Origin of the sequence: Arthrobacter sp. zg-Y1116 (assembly GCF_024385485.1) — a bacterium.
Classification (GTDB): Bacteria; Actinomycetota; Actinomycetes; order Actinomycetales; family Micrococcaceae; genus Arthrobacter_B.
The window spans coordinates 22,482-39,202 of sequence record NZ_JANFLR010000003.1 but is presented as its reverse complement, the minus strand read 5'-3'; the positions used below and the strand labels follow the sequence as shown (position 1 = coordinate 39,202).

Here is a 16,721-nt window from a genome sequence, read left to right as displayed (position 1 = left end):
GTGCCAGCGGTAGTGCCAGTCCTTACGAACCTATCACCGGGCGTTTCGGCACCGCGGCCAGTTCATCGTCCACGAACCGCGGGGCGGCTGCACGGATGCCGGCTCCGACCATCACGGCGGCGGAGGCAATCAGGAGTGCCAGCGGCAAGGTCCAACTGCCGGAGACATCGTGCAGGGCGCCGATGGCGAACGGCCCCATGGCGGCCAGCAAATAGCCGACGGGCTGGATGAAGCCCGAGAGCTGCGCGGTGACCCGCGGTTCCCGGGAGCGGGCGGTGATCAGTGCCAGCGCGGTGGGGAACGCGAACCCGCCCACGCCCAGGAACAGCGCCCAGAGCCAGGGCAGCGTGTCCGCTGCCAGCAGCAGCCCGCTGTAGCCGGCCACCATGCAGACACCCAAGCCGACAATGTAGGTCCGCAGGCGCGGCGAGCGTGCCACCAGCACCGGCATGATCAGGCCGCCCGGGATACCAAGCCCGGCAATGATCGCGGCCATCAGTCCGGCGTGCGCCTGTTCCAGTCCGGCGTCGCGGTAGATCTGCGCAGCCCAGCCGAACTGGACGTAGGCGTGCATGGACTGAACGCCGAAGAAGATGCTCAGGGCGACGGCGGTGCGTGACGAACGCATCCGGGCGCCCTTCGTCCGACGCGGCTCGCCCGCCGCCAGCGGGTCACGGCCTGCCCGCAGCGCCACGAGAATCCACGGGATAAACGCCGCCACGGCCGCTGCGCCCCATACCCCCAGGCTCAGCCGCCAGCCGGCCGGATCACTGCCGGCCAGCACGCCGCCCAGCAGCAGCGGCAGGCTGGCGCCCAGGGCCAGCGTGGTGCCGTACACGGAGTTCAGCAGGGCCAGGCGCGACCCGCCGTGGCGCTTGATGAAGGCGGGGACGAGGATGTTGCCCACCGCCATGCCTGCGAAGGCGAGCACGGTAAGCACCAGGAAGAGCACGGCGGAGCCTGCCAGCGCCCGCGCCAGCAGGCCTGCTGCCACCACCCCCAGCGCCAGGACAATGGCGCCGTTGATGCCGGTCTTGCGCGAAAGTGCGACGGCGAGCGCCCCCACCATGGCAAAGGTCAGTCCCGGCAGCGCGGTCAGCACGCCGGCGGCGGTGGCGTCCAGGTCCAGTGCGGCCTGCAGCTCGGCGAGGACCGGTCCGATAGAGGACGCGCCGGGCCGCAGATTGACGGCGACCAGAACCACGGCGATGCCGACCAGCCAGATCGGCAGGGTGCGGCCGCCTGCGGTGGTGTTTGCCGGTGTCCCCTTGGTCTCGCTCACCCGAGTCTTTCTATCATGGCGCCGGCACCTGGGGCCTATGTGTCAGACGGGCAGCCCGGCAGCCGGGCTGAAGCTAGCCGACTCCACGAACGCCGTCGCGGTATCCGGGGCAATCTCCGTCATTCCGGCGTCGACGATCAGCGGTCCGGCTCCCGGGCGGGCGGCGGACTCGGCGAAAAGCTTCCCGGCCGTGAAGCAGACTCCCGCAGGTTCCCCGGCGTCCTGCCACGCCTGCCGGGCGGCCGGGTCCAGCTGCAGGTACCAGGACAGCAGCGCGTGCGCTGCCTGGGCGGAGGCCTTGCCGGTCGACATGTCCAGGTCTGCGTTCAGGACGATCACCGGGGCGTTTCCCGGCCAGGGCACCGGGGCGTCATCCGGCAGCTGGGTGCCGGAAACCTGCAGCTTCGCGAGGTTCTTGGGCATCTGGTCGTAGGTGACCGGTTCGAAGGCGATGGCCTGCGCCCGGCCCACCGTCACCGCCCCCGACGGCGCTTCAGCGGCCAGCCGCCCGAAGGTACTGGGATTGGCCCGGCGGACGGTCTTCGTAAACCGGCCGTACAACCAGTTCTCCCACGCTTCGCTGCCCTCGGTGGATGTGTAGGCCCGGACACTGGCGACGGCGGCCGCGGCCACGGCGTCGCGGTGGGCGGCGGGATCAGTCTTGTCCACGAGCAGGACGATGGGCTGGACTTTGTCGAACGGCTGCATGCTTCCAGTTTTCCATGTTCCGCTGGGAGACTCCGTGCGGTGTGCCCCGCTCCGGAGACCGGCCCGCCGTCGAACCCTTGGATCTCGTCGCTACTCTGCCCCTGCTCCCGCCGCCGCGGTAGCGTGCGCGGCATGAGCGATCGCGAAACCCGGAAACAACCCCAGAAACACAGTTCCCTTCCCCCGCGGCCGGCACCCGGCTTTTCCCCGAGGCTTGGTTCTTCCAGCAATCCTGTGCCTTCCCGCGGCCCTGATTCTTCCCGCAGCCCGGGGAAAGTCGATGCGGTGGGACCGGAGGCGCAGTGGCAGTCGATGGAACGGGAGAACGGCCTGTACACCGTGGCCCAGATAGCCCAGCAGCTGGGCTTCGGCGGCGGCCCCAATTCGATGGCCCGCCAGCTCACCGGGAAGGGGAGGATTCTGGTGGTCAAGCGGGGAGAGCAGTTCCTGTACCCCGGTTTCCAGTTCGACTGGAATGCTGAGCGGGTGCTTCCCACGGTTAAGGATGTGGTCCGGATGGGCCGCCAAGCCGGCTGGCCGGATGAGCGGATTGCCCTGTGGTTCTACACATCCCACCGGCGCCTGTCCGATAAACGCCCGGTGGATGTGAGGACCAATGAGGAAGAGCTGATCACTCTCGCCGGGGAAGAGTTCGGGCAGTAACTGATCGCCGGCATGGGTCATTCGCCGGCTAGAGGCGGATGGCCGCAGCCATCTCATTGACGAAGTCCTCGGTCTCGGCCGCGTTCCGGAACCCGTAGGAGACCTCCCGCACCGCCTCCTGCCGGGAACCGGGCACGGCGTGGTATTTGACGGCGGCAAAGTTGCCCGGTTCGCTGACCGGTTCCACCAGCGGGCGGCCATTCAGCCGGGCGAACTGGCGCAGGGTCGGGTCGATGCGCCACTGATCCGTCTCCACCCAGAAGTGATCGCCCATGCCCGAGCTTCCGCTGGCCACGCGCACGCCCTCCAGCCCGGCGGAGGCCATCAGCCAGGCAAGTGTGAAGGAAGCGGGGGCACCCAGCCCGGAGCCGTAGGGAATATGGGCCTCGGCTACGGCTGCTGCCTGTTCTGCGAGGGCGGTGGCTTCCTTGAGGCTGAGTGTCTGCATACTTCTATGTTCTCAGCCGCTGGGCACAAACCTTGCCGCCGCCCCCGCACCCTGCCAGGACACACCGCCGGGGCACACCGTGCGGGCACCGCTTCAGGCGGCCGCCCCGGTGCCCGGACGGCGCATCCGATCAGTTGCGCGCCGGACCGGCGGATCGTTTTCGGCGTTCTGCAGCAGCCGGTCGAAGTCCATCAGCCCCACGTCGCCACACTTGAAGGACAGCCTGGCCTCCGGCCTGCTGCCCGCCGCAGTAGGCTTCCGCCGCCCGGTCAGCGCCAGGCGCAGCTGCCCGCCGCCGTCGTCGTTGACCTGCAGTTGCCGCTTCGCCACCAGTTCACGGACGCCTTTGGCGTCCACCGCGGGTGCGTTGTAGAAGTACTCGCGGACCACTCGGGTAAGGGCTTCTGCGTCCGCACGGTCCTGCCGCGGCCACCGGATGAGTTTGTCCGTGACTGCCTGGACGGGCTGAACGATAAAGCCGAATGCGATAAGCAGTGCAATCAGGTCACCGCCGCCCATCACGAGGAACAGCATCGCGGCCACGCTCAGGCCCACGATGGTTCGCACTGAGTGGGGGTGCCGTGGACTGAGCGGAACGGTGACCAGTATCGGTTGGATCTGCGCGGCCATCAGGACCACCCTCCCTTCAGCCCGGCCAATGCCTCTGCTTCGCGGGCCAGCCTGGCCGCCTCGTGGAGCTCGTGGTCGGAGCGGCTTCGGTTATAAATCATCGGGTCCTGCTCGACGGCCGCTTCGAGGGAGCGCAGCCGGTTTCGATGGTTCTCCGCCGTTTGCGCCAGCTTCAGCTGCGACTTCGAACTTGTCAGTTTTTGCATCAATTCCTCCACACGGGATTCCTTCGCACGGACAACCTCAAAATGGTGGCGCGCCGTGGCTTCAACGCGTACCGCAAGGTCATGCATGCGGCGCGCGGTCGCGGCGAGGCTGACGGCTTGGCCTGCGGTCAGCCGTTCCTCGGCAACAACGGCTTCCAACGCTTTCAACCGGGTTTCGTAGGACCGCGTGACCGCACCGTAGTGCCGCGCCACTTCCCATGCCGCGCGGACCTGGTTCCGCAGCACGTCCTGGCGTGCCGCGGTGACGGCAATCGCCGCATCGAGCCGGGCACAGGTCTCGGAGTAGCTGTCCGGGGGCTCGGAAACCCCGAACTGTACCTGCACTATCCTTTGGACCCGCCTCAGGTTTTCGCCCACAGCTGCCTCTCTACAGTCTGACCGGGAAAGAGTGCCGCATCGGATTCAAAGCAGAAACGGGTCCTGACGGCGGCAACGGTCATCCGGTCCATTAACCCTGCCTGCGCCCGGGCCGCCCGGTCAATGGATGGAGCCGGTTTGCCACCGTGTGGAAGACTGCGGGCATGGAAATCCGTCCCGCCGCGTTGCTCGGCGGCTCCTACCGGGTGCGCAGGGCAGAGCGCGACGACGTCGGCCCGATCGTTCGGCTGCTGCTGGCCGACACGCCGTCGTCCCCGTCCGATCCGCCGGGCGTCCATCCCCTGGAGCCGTATCTGCGCGCTTATGAGGCCATTGCCGCGGATCCGGCCAACTTCCTGGCCGCGGTCGAGGACCCGGCAGGGAAGATTGCCGGGACACTGCAGTTGACCCTGATCCCCTGCCTGGCCGTCGGCGGGGCAACCCGGTTACAGGTTGAAGCCGTCCATGTGCGGGCCGGTCTCCGGTCCAACGGGCTGGGTGCGGCCATGATGGACTGGGCGGTTGCCGAAGGCCGGCGTAACGGTGCCACGTTGGTCCAGCTCACCTCCAATGCCCGGCGGGAGTCCGCACACCGCTTTTACCGGCGGCTGGGCTTTGAAGCCTCGCACCTCGGGTTCAAGCGTGCCTTGCCGCCGCTGCCGTAGCGCGCGTTGACTACCGGCTCCTTGCGCTGGCACTGTCGTGCCCAAGAGCGGGAGGGCACACCATGCCGGAATCAGCTGCAATCGCGGATCATTTCACCGTTGTTCCGGGTGGTGGTGCGGATCGATTTCCTATCCGCACCACCCTCCAGCGGCTAATCGATGTAGCGCAGTCCTGCCGCTTCCAGCGGTCCCCGCATCGAATACATGTCCAGTCCGAGTTCTCCCGCGGCGAGGCGTTCGCGTTTGGCCGCCTCGTTGTCCTCCCGCTTCCGGGAGGCCTCGGCCACTTCTGCGGCACGGTCGGCAGGAACGACGACGACGCCGTCCACATCTGCAACCACCACGTCGCCGGGGTTCACCAAGGCGTTGGCGCACACGATCGGAACGTTTACCGAACCCAGGGTCGCCTTGACCGTGCCCTTGGAGTTGATGGCACGCGAGAACACGGGAAAGTCCATTTCCTGCAGGGCCGCAGCGTCGCGGCAGCCGCCGTCGATGACCAAACCAACACCGCCGCGTGCACGCACCGAAGTTGCCAACAGCTCGCCGAAGAAGCCATCTTCGCTCTCCGTGGTGCAGGCTGCCACCAGCACGTCGCCGGGCTGGAGTTGTTCAACGGCCACGTGCAGCATCCAATTGTCCCCAGGCTGCAGCAGCACGGTGACCGCCGGGCCGCAGAGTTTGGCGCCGGGGTAGACGGGGCGCATGTAGGGCCGCATCAGCCCCAACCGGCCCATGGCCTCGTGCACGGTACTGGTCCCGTACGGGGCCAGGGCCTCGACGTCGGGCTGCGGGGCACGGGTGATGCTGCGGTGGACCACTCCGAGTTCATGCATGGGTGCTGCTCCTTTGGGGTTCACGGCCCTGCCGGGTCAACAGCGCATCCAGGCGCGGATAGACGGCACGGGCATTGTTCTCGCGGATATCGGCAAGCTCCTCGCCTGTCAGGCCGGCTGCAGCCAGGTACCGCCCGGTGTCATCGAAGTTGAACCCGGTGTCCGGGTCGACGTCGCGCACCGCTCCGATCATCTCGGAAGCAAAGAGGATGTTCCGGGTGGGCATCACCTCCAACAGCAGGTCGATACCGGGCTGGTGGTAGACGCAGGTGTCGAAAAAGACGTTGTTGAGCAGGTGTTCCTCCAGCGGCGGCTTCTTCAGTGCCATGGCCAGCCCGCGGAAGCGCCCCCAGTGGTAGGGCGCGGCGCCGCCGCCGTGCGGAATAACGAACTTCAGCTCCGGGAAGTCCCTGAACAGGTCCCCCTGGATCAGCTGCATCACCGCGGTGGTGTCCGCGTTGAGGTAGTGGGCGCCCGTGGTGTGGAAGGCAGGATTCACGCTGGTGCTTACGTGGATCATCGCCGGCAGTCCGTACTCAATCATCTTTTCGTAGATCGGGTACCAGGAGCGGTCCGTCAGCGGAGGGGCGGTCCAGTAGCCGCCGGAGGGGTCCGGGTTGAGGTTCAGCGCCACGGCACCGTATTCGTTGACGCAGCGTTCCAGTTCCGGGATGCAGGACGCCGGGTCCACTCCGGGTGACTGCGGCAGCATGGCGGCCGGAGCAAACCGGTCCGGGAAGAGTTGGCTGACCCGGAAGCACAGCTCGTTGCAGATGGCCGCCCACGCGGCGGAAGTGGCGAAGTCCCCTACGTGGTGTGCCATGAAGGAGGCCCGCGGCGAGAAGATGGTCAGGTCGATACCCCGCTCATCCATCAGGCGCAGCTGGTTCGCGGAGATGCTTTCCCGCAGTTCATCGTCGCTGATGACCAGGTCCGCCGGGTCCGGAGCAGCCGTTCCGGGATCGGCGAGCGCCGCAATCTGCCGGTCCCGCCAGTCGCCCAGGGCCGGCGGGGCGGTGGTGTAATGGCCGTGGCAATCGATGATCATCGGGTGTTCTCCTCTGTTGCTGCCGCCTCCTGGAGACGGTGCGGGACAAAAACTTCGCCGGCCATGATCAGCCGTGCGGTGCGCAGCAGCGCGGATTTGGTGACGTGCTGGGGGTCCTGCGGGTCAAGCCCGAGTGCCACGGTGAATTCGCCGGAGGGATGTTCCACCGAAACCGTCAGGTCTGCTCCGGGGCCGGCATCAGCAACGGTGCTGACTTCCCGTGCCACGGTGCCGTCAATGACGCACGCGGTGGCAGCGGTGACGGCGGCCAGCACGCCAATGGATTCGTGGCAGACATGCGGGATGAAGCTGCGGGTGGTGATGGTGCCGCCGTATGCCGGCGGGGCTACCAGCGTCATCTTCGGGTAGTTCTTGGCGGTGACGTCTCCCAGCCCCATCAGCTGCCCGCACTGGAGCCGCAGTGCTTCAAGCCTCTGCTTCAGCTCTTCGTCACGGTTCAACTCGGCGGCGGATTCGTAGCCGGTGCGGCCCAGGTCCGTGGCCCGGACCATCACCAGCGGTTGGCCGTTGTCGATGCAGGTGACGCGGACCGGACCTACGCCGTCGAGAACCACCGTGTCGCTGGCGTTGCCGGTGGGAAGCAGGGAGGCACAGACGGAACCGGCCGTGTCCAGGAAGTTGATGGTGACTGCCGCTGCCGTGCCGGGAACGCCGTCGATCCGCGTATCCCCGCCGTACTCGACAAACCGGCCCTGGTCCCCTGCCGGCGTCGCGATGCTGATTTCGGCCACCATGCCCGTGTTCAGCGTCAGGACCCGGGCGGTGGTGGTATCCCCGCCGGGCAGAAGGAGGCCGGACTCCACGGCGAACGGAACGACGGCGGCGAGCATGTTTCCGCAGTTGGCCGTGGTATCCACGGTGTCGGAAGTCGGCTGCAGCTGCGCGAACTGGAACTCCAGGTCCACCCCGTCCCGGCTGCTGACGTCCACGATCCCCACCTTGCTGGTGAGCGGATTACCGCCGCCCAGCCCGTCAATCTGCAGCGGGTGGGGAGATCCGAGGGCGGCAAGCAGCACCTCGTCCCGGCGTTCGCCGTGCAGGTCAGCCGGCAGGTCGGTGCGGCGGAAGAAGGGTCCGCGGGAGGTTCCTCCCCGCATGAACCAGCAGGGGATGCCGAACTGGCTGCCGCGGACGGAACCCGGCACCGAGGACTTTTCTGTGGTCTGCACCACAAGAATGTACCTCGTCAACCAGATTGTTGACAATAACGGTGACAAAGACAAATAGCGGAGCAGCAGCCGCTAACCGTGCCGCGCGTTCGATTGGCGGCGGCTAGGCATACTACGCGGCTTAGTGCGGGGGCGCTGAGCCTGTCCGGCGGATGGCGTCGGCAATGCTCGCCATGTGGGTCTCCATCATGCGGGCAGCCTGCTCGCCCTGCCCGGCGCAGATGGCTTCAATGATTTCCACGTGTTCCGGCAGCGAAACGTTGGCACGCCCAGGCTGGACCGCGAGCCGGAACTGGTGGCGCACATTCTGCGCCCGCAGCCTTTCGATGGTGGCCCCGGCGGTTCCCTGACCGCTGATTTCCACGATCCGCCGATGGAGCCTGGAATTGATCTCCGAGTAGCGCATCAGTTCGCCGGCCTTTACGGCGGACGCCATGTCGTCGGCCATCTGCCGGAGTTCGGAGACCTGCCCGGCATCAATCCGCTCCGCTGCCTTGCGGGCACACAGCGCCTCCAGCACGCCCCGGACCTCAATGATCTCTACGGCTTCTTCCACGGGCACCGACCGCACGCGGGCTCCGCGGTTCTGCACCCGCTCCACCACGCCCTCGACGGCGAGTTCGGCAAGGGCGGAGCGGACCGCACTGCGGCTCGCCTTGAACTGCGTGCACAGGTCCGCCTCCACGAGCCGTTGGGACGGCACCAGCTCGCCGTCAAGAATTGCCGTGCGGATTGCGTCCGCCACCTGCGCAGCGTTACTCGTGGTCGCTGCTGCATCTGCTGTCATTTGAAGCTCCTCGGCGAAACGGCGCCCGCCCGCCCTCATTTTTGGTGTCACGCCAAGTTATCACTGCATCACAGCCCCCAGCCCCCGGCGGGCGGCCGCAGCTTGGAATTGTTGACAATCATGGCAATAATCGGCGGACAGCTACGAGAGGACACAACCATGACTGCGGTGACCGTACTGGGCCTGGGCGAAGCCGGCCGCCTGTACGCACTGGGCCTGGCCGAGGCCGGGGCGGACGTACGCGGCTACGACCCGTACACCGACGCACGCGACGCCGGCATCCGCCAGTTCGACTCGCTTGCCGAATCCGTTGACGGAACGGATCTGGCCATCAGCCTGGTCGGCGCCGCCGCCGCGCGCAGCGTCGCGGAGCAGATACTTCCGCTGCTTCCCTCGAACGCCGTGTTCGCGGATTTCAACACCGCCGGTCCGGAGGACAAAGCCGCACTTGCCGAACTCTCCGCAGGCTACGGAGTGGCCCTGGTGGACGTGGCCGTCATGGCGCCCGTCCCCCGGGCCGGCAGTCGAACCCCGCTCCTCGTCAGCGGCACCGCGGCGGACAGGTTTGCCGCCCTGATGGAAGGCTTCGGCACCCCGGTGGAAACGGTCCCCGGTGCCCCCGGCGCCGCGGCGGGCCGTAAGCTGCTGCGCAGTGTCTTCATGAAGGGACTGGCGGGTCTGGTACTGGAATGCCGGGCAGCCGGAAAAGCAGCCGGCGCGGAGGAGTGGCTCCTGGCGGAAATCGCCGGGGAGCTGGGCCCGGACGGGCCGGACCTGGTGGCCCGGCTCCTTCAGGGCTCGGAAACGCACGCCGTGCGGCGTGCGCACGAGGTCGCAGACTCCTTGGCGTACCTCCGCGGACTGGGCACACCTGCCTGGATGACGGAAGGCACATTCAGCTGGTTGTCCGCACTGGCAGCTGACGGCACCGGCCCCACCTGACCTGCATTGTCTGCGAAATTGTTGACAATACCCGGGGCCGCTGATTGACTCTCAGCACTGCTTCGGGACCGGCAGGCCGGCAACGAAGCCCGTGCCGTTTCAGCAGACCGCAAAGGAAACCGCAATGCCTGATGCTTTTCGCGACGTAGCCCATCTGGGCTTCGTGGAACTCTATACCCCGGATTTCGACAAGAGCCTGTGGTTCTTCACCGAACTGCTGGCAATGCGCGAAGTCGCCCGAGAGGGCGATTCCGCCTACCTGCACGCGTGGGACGACTACGAACACCACACCATCAAACTCACCGCCCACGAGACTTCCGGCGTCGGACGCCTGGGCCTGCGCGCCGCCAGCGAAGAGGCGCTGCAACGGCGCGTTGCGGCCATCGAGGCGGCAGGACGCGGAGTCGGCTGGCACGACGGCGGCCCGGGCATGGGCAAGACCTACGCCTTCACGGATCCGGACGGGCATCCGATGGACATCTACTTTGACAGCGAATGGCATGTGCCCACCGAAGAGTCCCGGCCGGCCTTGAAGAACCAGGCGGACCGCTTCCCGGGCCGCGGCGTGAACGCCCGCCGGCTGGACCACGTCAATTTCCTCGGCGCAGACGTTGCCGAGAACGGCCGGTTCGTGGAAGAGGTGCTGGGCGGCAAGCCCACCGAACAGATCCGGCTGGACAACGGCAGGCTTTCCGGCCAGTGGTTCACCTTCTCCAACAAGTCCTATGACCTGGTGTACAGCGGTGACTGGACCGGCAGCAGCGGCCGGCTGCACCACGTCGCGTTCGCCACCGACACCCGCGAAGACATCCTCAAGGCTGCGGACATCTTCCTCGAAAACGGCATCCACATCGAAACCGGGCCGCACAAACACGCCATCCAGCAGACCTTTTTCCTGTATGTGTATGAGCCCGGCGGCAACCGGATCGAATTCTGCAACGCCGGTGCCCGCCTGATCCTGGCACCGGACTGGAAAACCATCGAATGGACCGAGGCGGAGCGCGCCAAGGGCCAGGCCTGGGGCATGAAGACCATCGACACCTTCCATACCCACGGCACTCCCCCGGTGGAGCTTCCCGCCGACTGAGCCCGGCATAACGACGGCGGCCCCTCCTTCGCGGGAGGGGCCGTAAGTCGTTTGTCCTACCGGGCTCAGCGCGCCGCGTCCGGCCGGTGGCCCTTCTTGGCGAGCTGGATCTGCTCGTAGACGTGATGGCGCAGCTCGGTGAAGCGCGGCATCCCCCGGGTCTCCAGCTGGTCACGGTCCTCCGGGAGGTCGATCAGGATGTCCTCCTGCACCACGGTGGGCGAGGAAGACAGAATGATGACGCGTTCACCGAGGTACACGGATTCGTCGATGTCGTGCGTGACGAACAGGATGGTCATGCCCAGGTCCTTCCACAGCCGCCGGGTAAGGTCCTCCAGATCGGCGCGGGTCTGGGCGTCGACGGCGGCAAACGGCTCGTCCATCAGCAGCACCTCCGGCTGGTACGCCACCGCACGGGCGATGGCCACGCGCTGCTGCATCCCTCCCGACAGCTGCCAGGGGTAGGACTTGGGCACGTGCTCCAGCCCCACCGCTTCCAGCGCGTCGGCTACCCGCTGCCGGCGTTCCGCTTTGGGCACGCCGGCGTTCTTCAGGGGCAGCTCCACGTTGTCCGCGACCCGCAGCCAGGGAAACAGGGAGCGGCCGTATTCCTGGAAGACCACCGCCATTTTCTTGGGCGGCGCCGTCACCTTCTTGCCGTCGAGCAGCACTTCGCCCTCGGTGGCTCCGAGCAGTCCCGCGATGCACTTGAGCAGGGTGGTCTTGCCGGAGCCGGAGGGACCGACCAGGCAGGCCAGCTCGCCGTGCCCCAGGTCGAAGGTGAGGTTGCGGACGGCTTCGATGGGGCCGCCGTCGGTGGAGTAGACCTTTTTCAGCCCGCGGACCGAAAGCAGCGCTTCCCCCTCGGGCAGCGTGCGCCCGGACGGTGCGGTGCCTTCCGGTGCCGGAGTGGTTTTGGCGGAGATGGCGTCAGGCTGCATTTTCTACCTCTTTAAGGCCGTGGTACCAGCGCAGCACGCGCCGTTCGCACCATTGGAAGATCAGGGACAGGGCCAGGCCGATCAGGCCGAGCACCAGGATGCCGGACCACATTTCCGGGATGGCGAAGGACCGCTGGAACTGCAGGATAGTGAAGCCCAGTCCCGAGGAGGAACCGAACATTTCCGAAATGACCATGAGGATCAGGCCGATGGACAGCGACTGCCGGATGCCGGCCATGATCGTCGGCGCGGCAGACGGCAGCACCTGGTAGCGGATCCGGTTCATCCCGGAGATGCCGTAGGACCGGGTCGTTTCGTTCTGCACCGGATCAATGGAGCGCACCCCTTCGATGGTGTTCAACAGCACCGGCCATATGCAGCCGACCACAATCACGGCAACCTTCATGCCGTCATTCAGGCCCACCAGCAGGATCAGCACCGGAACCAGCACCGGAGGCGGCAGGGCACGGAAGAACTCGAACACGGGTTCGGTCAGCGCCCGCAGCGTCCGGTTCAGGCCCACCAGCAGCCCGACGACGATGCCGAGGATGATCGCGATGGCGAGCCCGGCGAGCAGCCTTCCCAGCGACGGCAGGACATCCCCGGTGATCCGCCCCTCAAACCAGGTGGGACCGAAGACATCCACCAGGGCGGACGGGGTGGGTACGAAGAAGTTCGGTTCGCCCCGGGTGGAAGCCCACCACAGGAGCACCAGCAGCAGGGGCAGCGCAACCACGTAGGCAAGGCTCTTGAGCGTCTTCACAGCACCACCTCTCCGCGGACGGACGGATGCCAGGACAACAGGCGCTGCTCGACCTGGCGCATCACGATATTGATCGCCACGCCCAGCAGGCCGGTGGCCAGCACCAGGGCATACATGCCGGAGATGGCTCCGCCGGACTGGGCGTCCGCAATCTCACGCCCGAGCCCGGGCGAGCCGATGATCAGCTCGGCGGTGATGGCCAGGATCAGCGCCACGGAGGCCGCCAGGCGGATGCCCGTCATCAGGTACGGCAGCACGGTGGGAAACACCACGTGCCGGATCCGCTGCAGCTTGGAGAAGCCGTAGGACTGTGCCGTCTGCGTTGCCACGTTGTCGACGTCGGCCACCCCGTAGAGCACCTGGATCAGCACCTGCCAGAAGCAGGCGTAGATGATCAGCATCAGCGAGGATTCGATTTTGACGCCGAACAGGAGCACGGCCAGCGGGATCAGGGCCACCGAGGGAACCGGGCGCAGGAACTCGATGGTGGAGTTGGTGAACCGTCGGAGGAACGGGCTCATTCCGATCACCAGGCCCAGGATGCCGGCGGCGACGACGGCGGCGGCCAGGCCAATGGCCCAGGCCATCAGGGTGTGCCCCACGGCCACCCAGAAGGCAGTCAGCCCGAAGTCCCGGACGAGGGCCATGATGACTTCCGAGGCAGGGGGCAGGAAGCGGGGCTGGACCAGGCCGAGCCTTGGAACCAGTTCCCAGATCAGCAGGAAACCGAGGACCCCGACCAGGCCCAGCACCGGTTTCGGCACGGGACGGCGCGCACCCGGCCGGGCTGCGCGTGGCTGCGCAGCCCGGCCGGGTTTCAGCACTTCAGTACTCATTACGGCAGCAACTCATCCAGCTTCGGCTCTTCGCTGATCAAACCGTCACTGAGCGAAAGCTCCGCGAGCGTTTCGACGCCGGCACGATTGATCTCCGTGGTGAAGCTGGGCAGGGTGAGTGCCTTCGCGGTCTCGGCGTCGATCTTCGTGTAGGTGAGCAGGACCTCGCGGACGGCGTCCGGGTTCTCCTCCGCGTATTCCAGGGACTTGTTCATGGCCGCCGTGAATTTCTCCACCGTCTCGGCATCATCCTCGGCCTTCGCCGACGTCGTGAAGTAGGCGGCGACGGTCAGATCGTCTGCGGCATCCACGTAGTTGGAGGCGATCGGAATGGACCCGGCGTTCTGCCCGCCCGTCAGGAAGGGCTCCACCACCTGGATGGCGTCCACCTGGCCGCGTTCCAGGGCTGCCTGCATATCGGGGAAGGCCAGCTCCACGAACTCGATGCCGGACGGGTCGCCGCCTGCCTTGCGAACGGAGGCCCGGACGGTGGTGTCGTTGATGTTGTTGAGGGTGTTTACGGCGACCTTCTTGCCTGCGAGGTCCGCCGCCGTCTCGATCCCGGCATCCGGGTTGACCAGGATGCCGCCGAAATCGGCGCCGTCCTCGCCTGTCGACGCCGCTCCGGCGGACACCACCTGTACATCCAGGCCCTTGGACTTGGCCAGCAGCATCGAGGAAATGTTACTGAAACCGAAGTCCATGCTGCCGCTCATGACGGCCGGAACAATGGCCGCGCCGCCCTGGGCCGGCTGCAGTTCCAACTCCAGGCCTTCCGCTTCAAAGAAGCCTTCCTGGACGCCGAGGTAAATGGGTGCAACATCGACGATGGGAATGACTCCCACCGTCACCTGGGTGAGCTCACCGCCACCGGCCTCGCCGGTGTCTTCGGCCTCCCCGCTGGGCGACCCCGAGCCGCAGGCGGCAAGAGCCAGGACCGCAGTGGAGGCGGCGAGCATCCTAAGAATTGGCTTCATTGTCATTCCCCGGTTTCCGTGTAAAAAGTAAGCTAGGTCACACACACGGTATTTTTGGTAAACATGATTGTCAACAATTCTCAATAACGATCGAGGAGCGGTGCCTGCCGCTCCGGCTGCGGGGCCGGCATGGAGCGGATCAGCCCGCAGGCCACCGCCCGGTCCGGAACAGTTCCTCCAGCACGGCCGTGGCCCGGGCCGGGTCCAGTCCGCGGGACGCCAGCCAGGCGTCGTCGCCGTAGGAAGCGGTGTACCGATCCCCGGAATCGCACACAAGCGAGACGATGCTTCCGGCACGGCCGTCCGCTTCCATGGCGGCGGCCAGCTGCCAGACACCCCAGAGATTGGTGCCGGTGGAGGGGCCGGCATGCAGCCCGGTGAGCCGCCTCAGGTGCCGTGCAGCAGCCACAGATGCGGCGTCCGGGACCTGGATCATATGGTCGATTACCGCCGGAACGAAGCTGGGTTCCGGCCGCGGCCGGCCGATACCTTCAATCCGGGAGGGCCTTCCGGCCGCGGGCTCCCCCGGATTCTGCCAGGCGGGGAAAAACGCCGAGTTCTCCGGATCCACGACGGCCAGGCGGGTGGGATACCGGTGATAACGGATATAGCGGCCGATCGTTGCACTTGTCCCGCCGGTCCCGGCACCCACCACTATCCAGTCCGGCAGCGGATGGTCCTCCTGGGCCATCTGGGAAAAGATCGACTCGGCAATATTGTTGTTGCCCCGCCAGTCAGTGGCGCGTTCTGCGTACGTGAACTGGTCCATGTAGTGCCCGCCGGTGCTGGCCGCGACGGCCTCCGCGGCGGCGTACACCTCCGAAGGCTCCTCGACGAAGTGGCAGCGCCCGCCGTAGTGCTCGATCAGCCGGATCTTCTCCGCACTGGTGGTTTGCGGCATCACGGCCACGAACGGCAGTCCCAGCAGTTGGGCGAAGTAAGCCTCCGAGACAGCGGTGGAACCGCTGGAAGCCTCCACGATGGTGGTGCCCTCGGTGATCCAGCCGTTGACCAGGCCGAAGAGGAAGAGGGAGCGGGCGAGCCGGTGCTTGAGGCTGCCGGTGCGATGGGTGGACTCGTCCTTCAGGTAGATCTGCACGGACCAGCCGGCCGGGACCGGGACCTGGAACAGATGCGTGTCCGCCGAGCGTGCCCCCTCGGCCTCGATGCGGCGGATGGCGGTCTCGGCCCACGTGCGGTCCGGAAGCGTAGGAGTGTTCACGCTCCAAGCCTACGTTCGGTCGGGCACCTGCTGGCCTGTCCGCCCGTCTGCCGGCACCCGGGATTGTCATCAGCACCCTGATGGTCGATATCGTCGAGTCCATGAAGATTGTTGGCATCCGCGCCTTTGGCGGCCCCGAGGTCCTGGAGGTCCTCGACGTGCCCGAGCCCCATGCCGGCCCCGGGGAAGTTCGCATCCGGGTCCGCGCCGCCGCCGTCAGCCCCACCGACACCGTCCTGCGCTCCGGAGCCCAGGATATGGGCGGGCAGGAGCCGCCGTATATTCCGGGCATGGACGCCGCCGGCGTGATCGACGAGGTGGGTGAGGGAGCCGGCTGGCGGATCGGTGACGAAGTCATGGCCCTGGCCCTGCCCCGGGCCGCCCGGCGGGGTGCCTACGCCGAGTACCTGGTGGCGCCGTCGGACTCCATCGCACGGGTCCCGGCCGGGGTTGGGCTGGAGGCCGCCGCCACGCTGCCGATGAACGGCCTCACCGCGGTGCAGACCTTGGAGAAGCTGGACCTTGCCGAAGGCTCGGTCCTGGCGATTACCGGTGCAGCCGGCACCCTCGGCAACTATCTGATCCAGCTCGCCAAGGAGGCCGGGCTGACCGTTGTCGCCGACGCCTCCCCGCGGGACGCGGAGCTCGTGACCGCGCTGGGAGCGGACTACGTGGTGGAACGCGGCGACGACGTTGCCGACCGGGTCCGCGGGCTATTCCCCGACGGCGTGGACGCCGTGGCCGATGCGGCAGTGATGAACGAGCTGGCCGTGGGCGCAGTGCGCGACGGCGGCGGGTTCGCCACCGTACGCGGGTGGGACGGCGATCCCGGCCGCGGCATTACGGTGCAGGCGATCCGGGTCGGCGAGGAGTACTCCTCCGGCGCGAAGCTGGACCGGCTGCGGGCGTTGGCCGAAGCGGACCTGCTCAGCCCGCGGATCGCGGATGTCCTGCCCGCCGACCGGGCTGCCGAAGCGCACCGCAGGCTGGAGGCCGGCGGCCTGCGCGGCCGGATTGTCCTGACCTTCTGATCCTTCGCTCGACCGCCGCTCAACCGCGCGACGGCGGCACCGGCGCCTCAGGTGCCGCCGTCGTCGTCGTTAATGCATCGG

General features: G+C 67.1%; 18 protein-coding genes and 1 pseudogene. 5 read left to right on the top strand and 14 right to left on the bottom strand.

The window, feature by feature from the left end; all coding sequences use genetic code 11:
• Positions 1 to 22 precede the first annotated feature (22 nt).
• Both NNX34_RS11405 and NNX34_RS11400 read right to left on the bottom strand, forming a co-directional pair.
• A complete protein-coding gene (locus NNX34_RS11405; protein WP_255766643.1) occupies positions 23 to 1,282 on the bottom strand; it encodes an MFS transporter in 1,260 nt (419 codons plus the stop codon).
• A gap of 42 nt (positions 1,283 to 1,324) precedes the next feature.
• Positions 1,325 to 1,990: a peptidyl-tRNA hydrolase gene (locus NNX34_RS11400; RefSeq protein WP_255766642.1), complete on the bottom strand. Its 666-nt coding sequence runs from the start codon at positions 1,988 to 1,990 to the stop codon at positions 1,325 to 1,327.
• Positions 1,991 to 2,275: 285 nt separating this feature from the next.
• Here NNX34_RS11400 and NNX34_RS11395 point away from each other — a divergent pair, with 285 nt between their 5' ends.
• Complete coding sequence (locus NNX34_RS11395) at positions 2,276 to 2,653, top strand: hypothetical protein (protein ID WP_255766641.1); 378 nt, start codon at positions 2,276 to 2,278, stop codon at positions 2,651 to 2,653.
• Positions 2,654 to 2,681: 28 nt separating this feature from the next.
• On the opposite strand, the gene NNX34_RS11390 is transcribed toward NNX34_RS11395, so the two are convergent.
• The 3 genes from NNX34_RS11390 to NNX34_RS11380 form a co-directional block, all read right to left on the bottom strand.
• Positions 2,682 to 3,101, bottom strand: a complete 420-nt coding sequence (locus tag NNX34_RS11390) for a hypothetical protein (protein ID WP_227922892.1) — start codon at positions 3,099 to 3,101, stop codon at positions 2,682 to 2,684.
• Positions 3,102 to 3,194: 93 nt separating this feature from the next.
• Positions 3,195 to 3,731 (bottom strand): hypothetical protein, encoded by a 537-nt coding sequence (locus tag NNX34_RS11385; RefSeq protein WP_255766640.1) that lies wholly within the window; start codon positions 3,729 to 3,731, stop codon positions 3,195 to 3,197.
• The gene (locus tag NNX34_RS11380; protein WP_255766639.1) at positions 3,731 to 4,282 is read right to left on the bottom strand and encodes a hypothetical protein; all 552 of its coding nucleotides are present in this window, start codon (positions 4,280 to 4,282) and stop codon (positions 3,731 to 3,733) included. The genes NNX34_RS11385 and NNX34_RS11380 overlap by 1 nt, the downstream gene beginning before the upstream one ends.
• Positions 4,283 to 4,479: 197 nt before the next feature.
• Between NNX34_RS11380 and NNX34_RS11375 the strand changes: the two genes are divergently transcribed.
• Positions 4,480 to 4,980 (top strand): GNAT family N-acetyltransferase, encoded by a 501-nt coding sequence (locus NNX34_RS11375; RefSeq protein WP_255766638.1) that lies wholly within the window; start codon positions 4,480 to 4,482, stop codon positions 4,978 to 4,980.
• A 152-nt stretch (positions 4,981 to 5,132) separates the two neighbouring features.
• Here the strand turns inward: NNX34_RS11375 and ligK are convergent, their stop codons facing one another.
• From ligK to NNX34_RS11355, 4 genes are all read right to left on the bottom strand, one after another.
• Positions 5,133 to 5,816: a 4-carboxy-4-hydroxy-2-oxoadipate aldolase/oxaloacetate decarboxylase gene (gene ligK / locus NNX34_RS11370; RefSeq protein ID WP_255766637.1), complete on the bottom strand. Its 684-nt coding sequence runs from the start codon at positions 5,814 to 5,816 to the stop codon at positions 5,133 to 5,135.
• Positions 5,809 to 6,864, bottom strand: a complete 1,056-nt coding sequence (locus NNX34_RS11365) for an amidohydrolase family protein (RefSeq protein WP_255766626.1) — start codon at positions 6,862 to 6,864, stop codon at positions 5,809 to 5,811. The genes ligK and NNX34_RS11365 overlap by 8 nt, the downstream gene beginning before the upstream one ends.
• Positions 6,861 to 8,054, bottom strand: a complete 1,194-nt coding sequence (locus NNX34_RS11360; RefSeq protein ID WP_255766625.1) for a 4-oxalomesaconate tautomerase — start codon at positions 8,052 to 8,054, stop codon at positions 6,861 to 6,863. The genes NNX34_RS11365 and NNX34_RS11360 overlap by 4 nt, the downstream gene beginning before the upstream one ends.
• 121 nt (positions 8,055 to 8,175) lie before the next feature.
• Complete coding sequence (locus NNX34_RS11355; RefSeq protein WP_255766624.1) at positions 8,176 to 8,841, bottom strand: GntR family transcriptional regulator; 666 nt, start codon at positions 8,839 to 8,841, stop codon at positions 8,176 to 8,178.
• A gap of 159 nt (positions 8,842 to 9,000) precedes the next feature.
• Here NNX34_RS11355 and NNX34_RS11350 point away from each other — a divergent pair, with 159 nt between their 5' ends.
• A complete protein-coding gene (locus tag NNX34_RS11350) occupies positions 9,001 to 9,783 on the top strand; it encodes an NAD(P)-dependent oxidoreductase (RefSeq protein WP_255766623.1) in 783 nt (260 codons plus the stop codon).
• A 124-nt stretch (positions 9,784 to 9,907) separates the two neighbouring features.
• Positions 9,908 to 10,870 (top strand): catechol 2,3-dioxygenase, encoded by a 963-nt coding sequence (locus NNX34_RS11345; protein ID WP_255766622.1) that lies wholly within the window; start codon positions 9,908 to 9,910, stop codon positions 10,868 to 10,870.
• Between the two features lie 65 nt (positions 10,871 to 10,935).
• Here NNX34_RS11345 and NNX34_RS11340 read toward each other — a convergent pair.
• The 5 genes and pseudogenes from NNX34_RS11340 to NNX34_RS11320 form a co-directional block, all read right to left on the bottom strand.
• A pseudogene (locus tag NNX34_RS11340) lies at positions 10,936 to 11,619 on the bottom strand (ABC transporter ATP-binding protein); the annotation flags it as partial.
• A 181-nt stretch (positions 11,620 to 11,800) separates the two neighbouring features.
• Positions 11,801 to 12,574: an ABC transporter permease gene (locus NNX34_RS11335; RefSeq protein ID WP_255766621.1), complete on the bottom strand. Its 774-nt coding sequence runs from the start codon at positions 12,572 to 12,574 to the stop codon at positions 11,801 to 11,803.
• The gene (locus tag NNX34_RS11330; RefSeq protein WP_255766620.1) at positions 12,571 to 13,410 is read right to left on the bottom strand and encodes an ABC transporter permease; all 840 of its coding nucleotides are present in this window, start codon (positions 13,408 to 13,410) and stop codon (positions 12,571 to 12,573) included. Before NNX34_RS11330 ends, NNX34_RS11335 begins: the two co-directional genes overlap by 4 nt.
• Positions 13,410 to 14,387: an ABC transporter substrate-binding protein gene (locus NNX34_RS11325; protein WP_255766619.1), complete on the bottom strand. Its 978-nt coding sequence runs from the start codon at positions 14,385 to 14,387 to the stop codon at positions 13,410 to 13,412. Before NNX34_RS11325 ends, NNX34_RS11330 begins: the two co-directional genes overlap by 1 nt.
• 139 nt (positions 14,388 to 14,526) lie before the next feature.
• A complete protein-coding gene (locus NNX34_RS11320; protein ID WP_255766618.1) occupies positions 14,527 to 15,609 on the bottom strand; it encodes a PLP-dependent cysteine synthase family protein in 1,083 nt (360 codons plus the stop codon).
• Positions 15,610 to 15,689: 80 nt separating this feature from the next.
• Between NNX34_RS11320 and NNX34_RS11315 the strand changes: the two genes are divergently transcribed.
• A complete protein-coding gene (locus tag NNX34_RS11315) occupies positions 15,690 to 16,640 on the top strand; it encodes an NADP-dependent oxidoreductase (RefSeq protein ID WP_255766617.1) in 951 nt (316 codons plus the stop codon).
• Positions 16,641 to 16,721 lie beyond the last annotated feature (81 nt).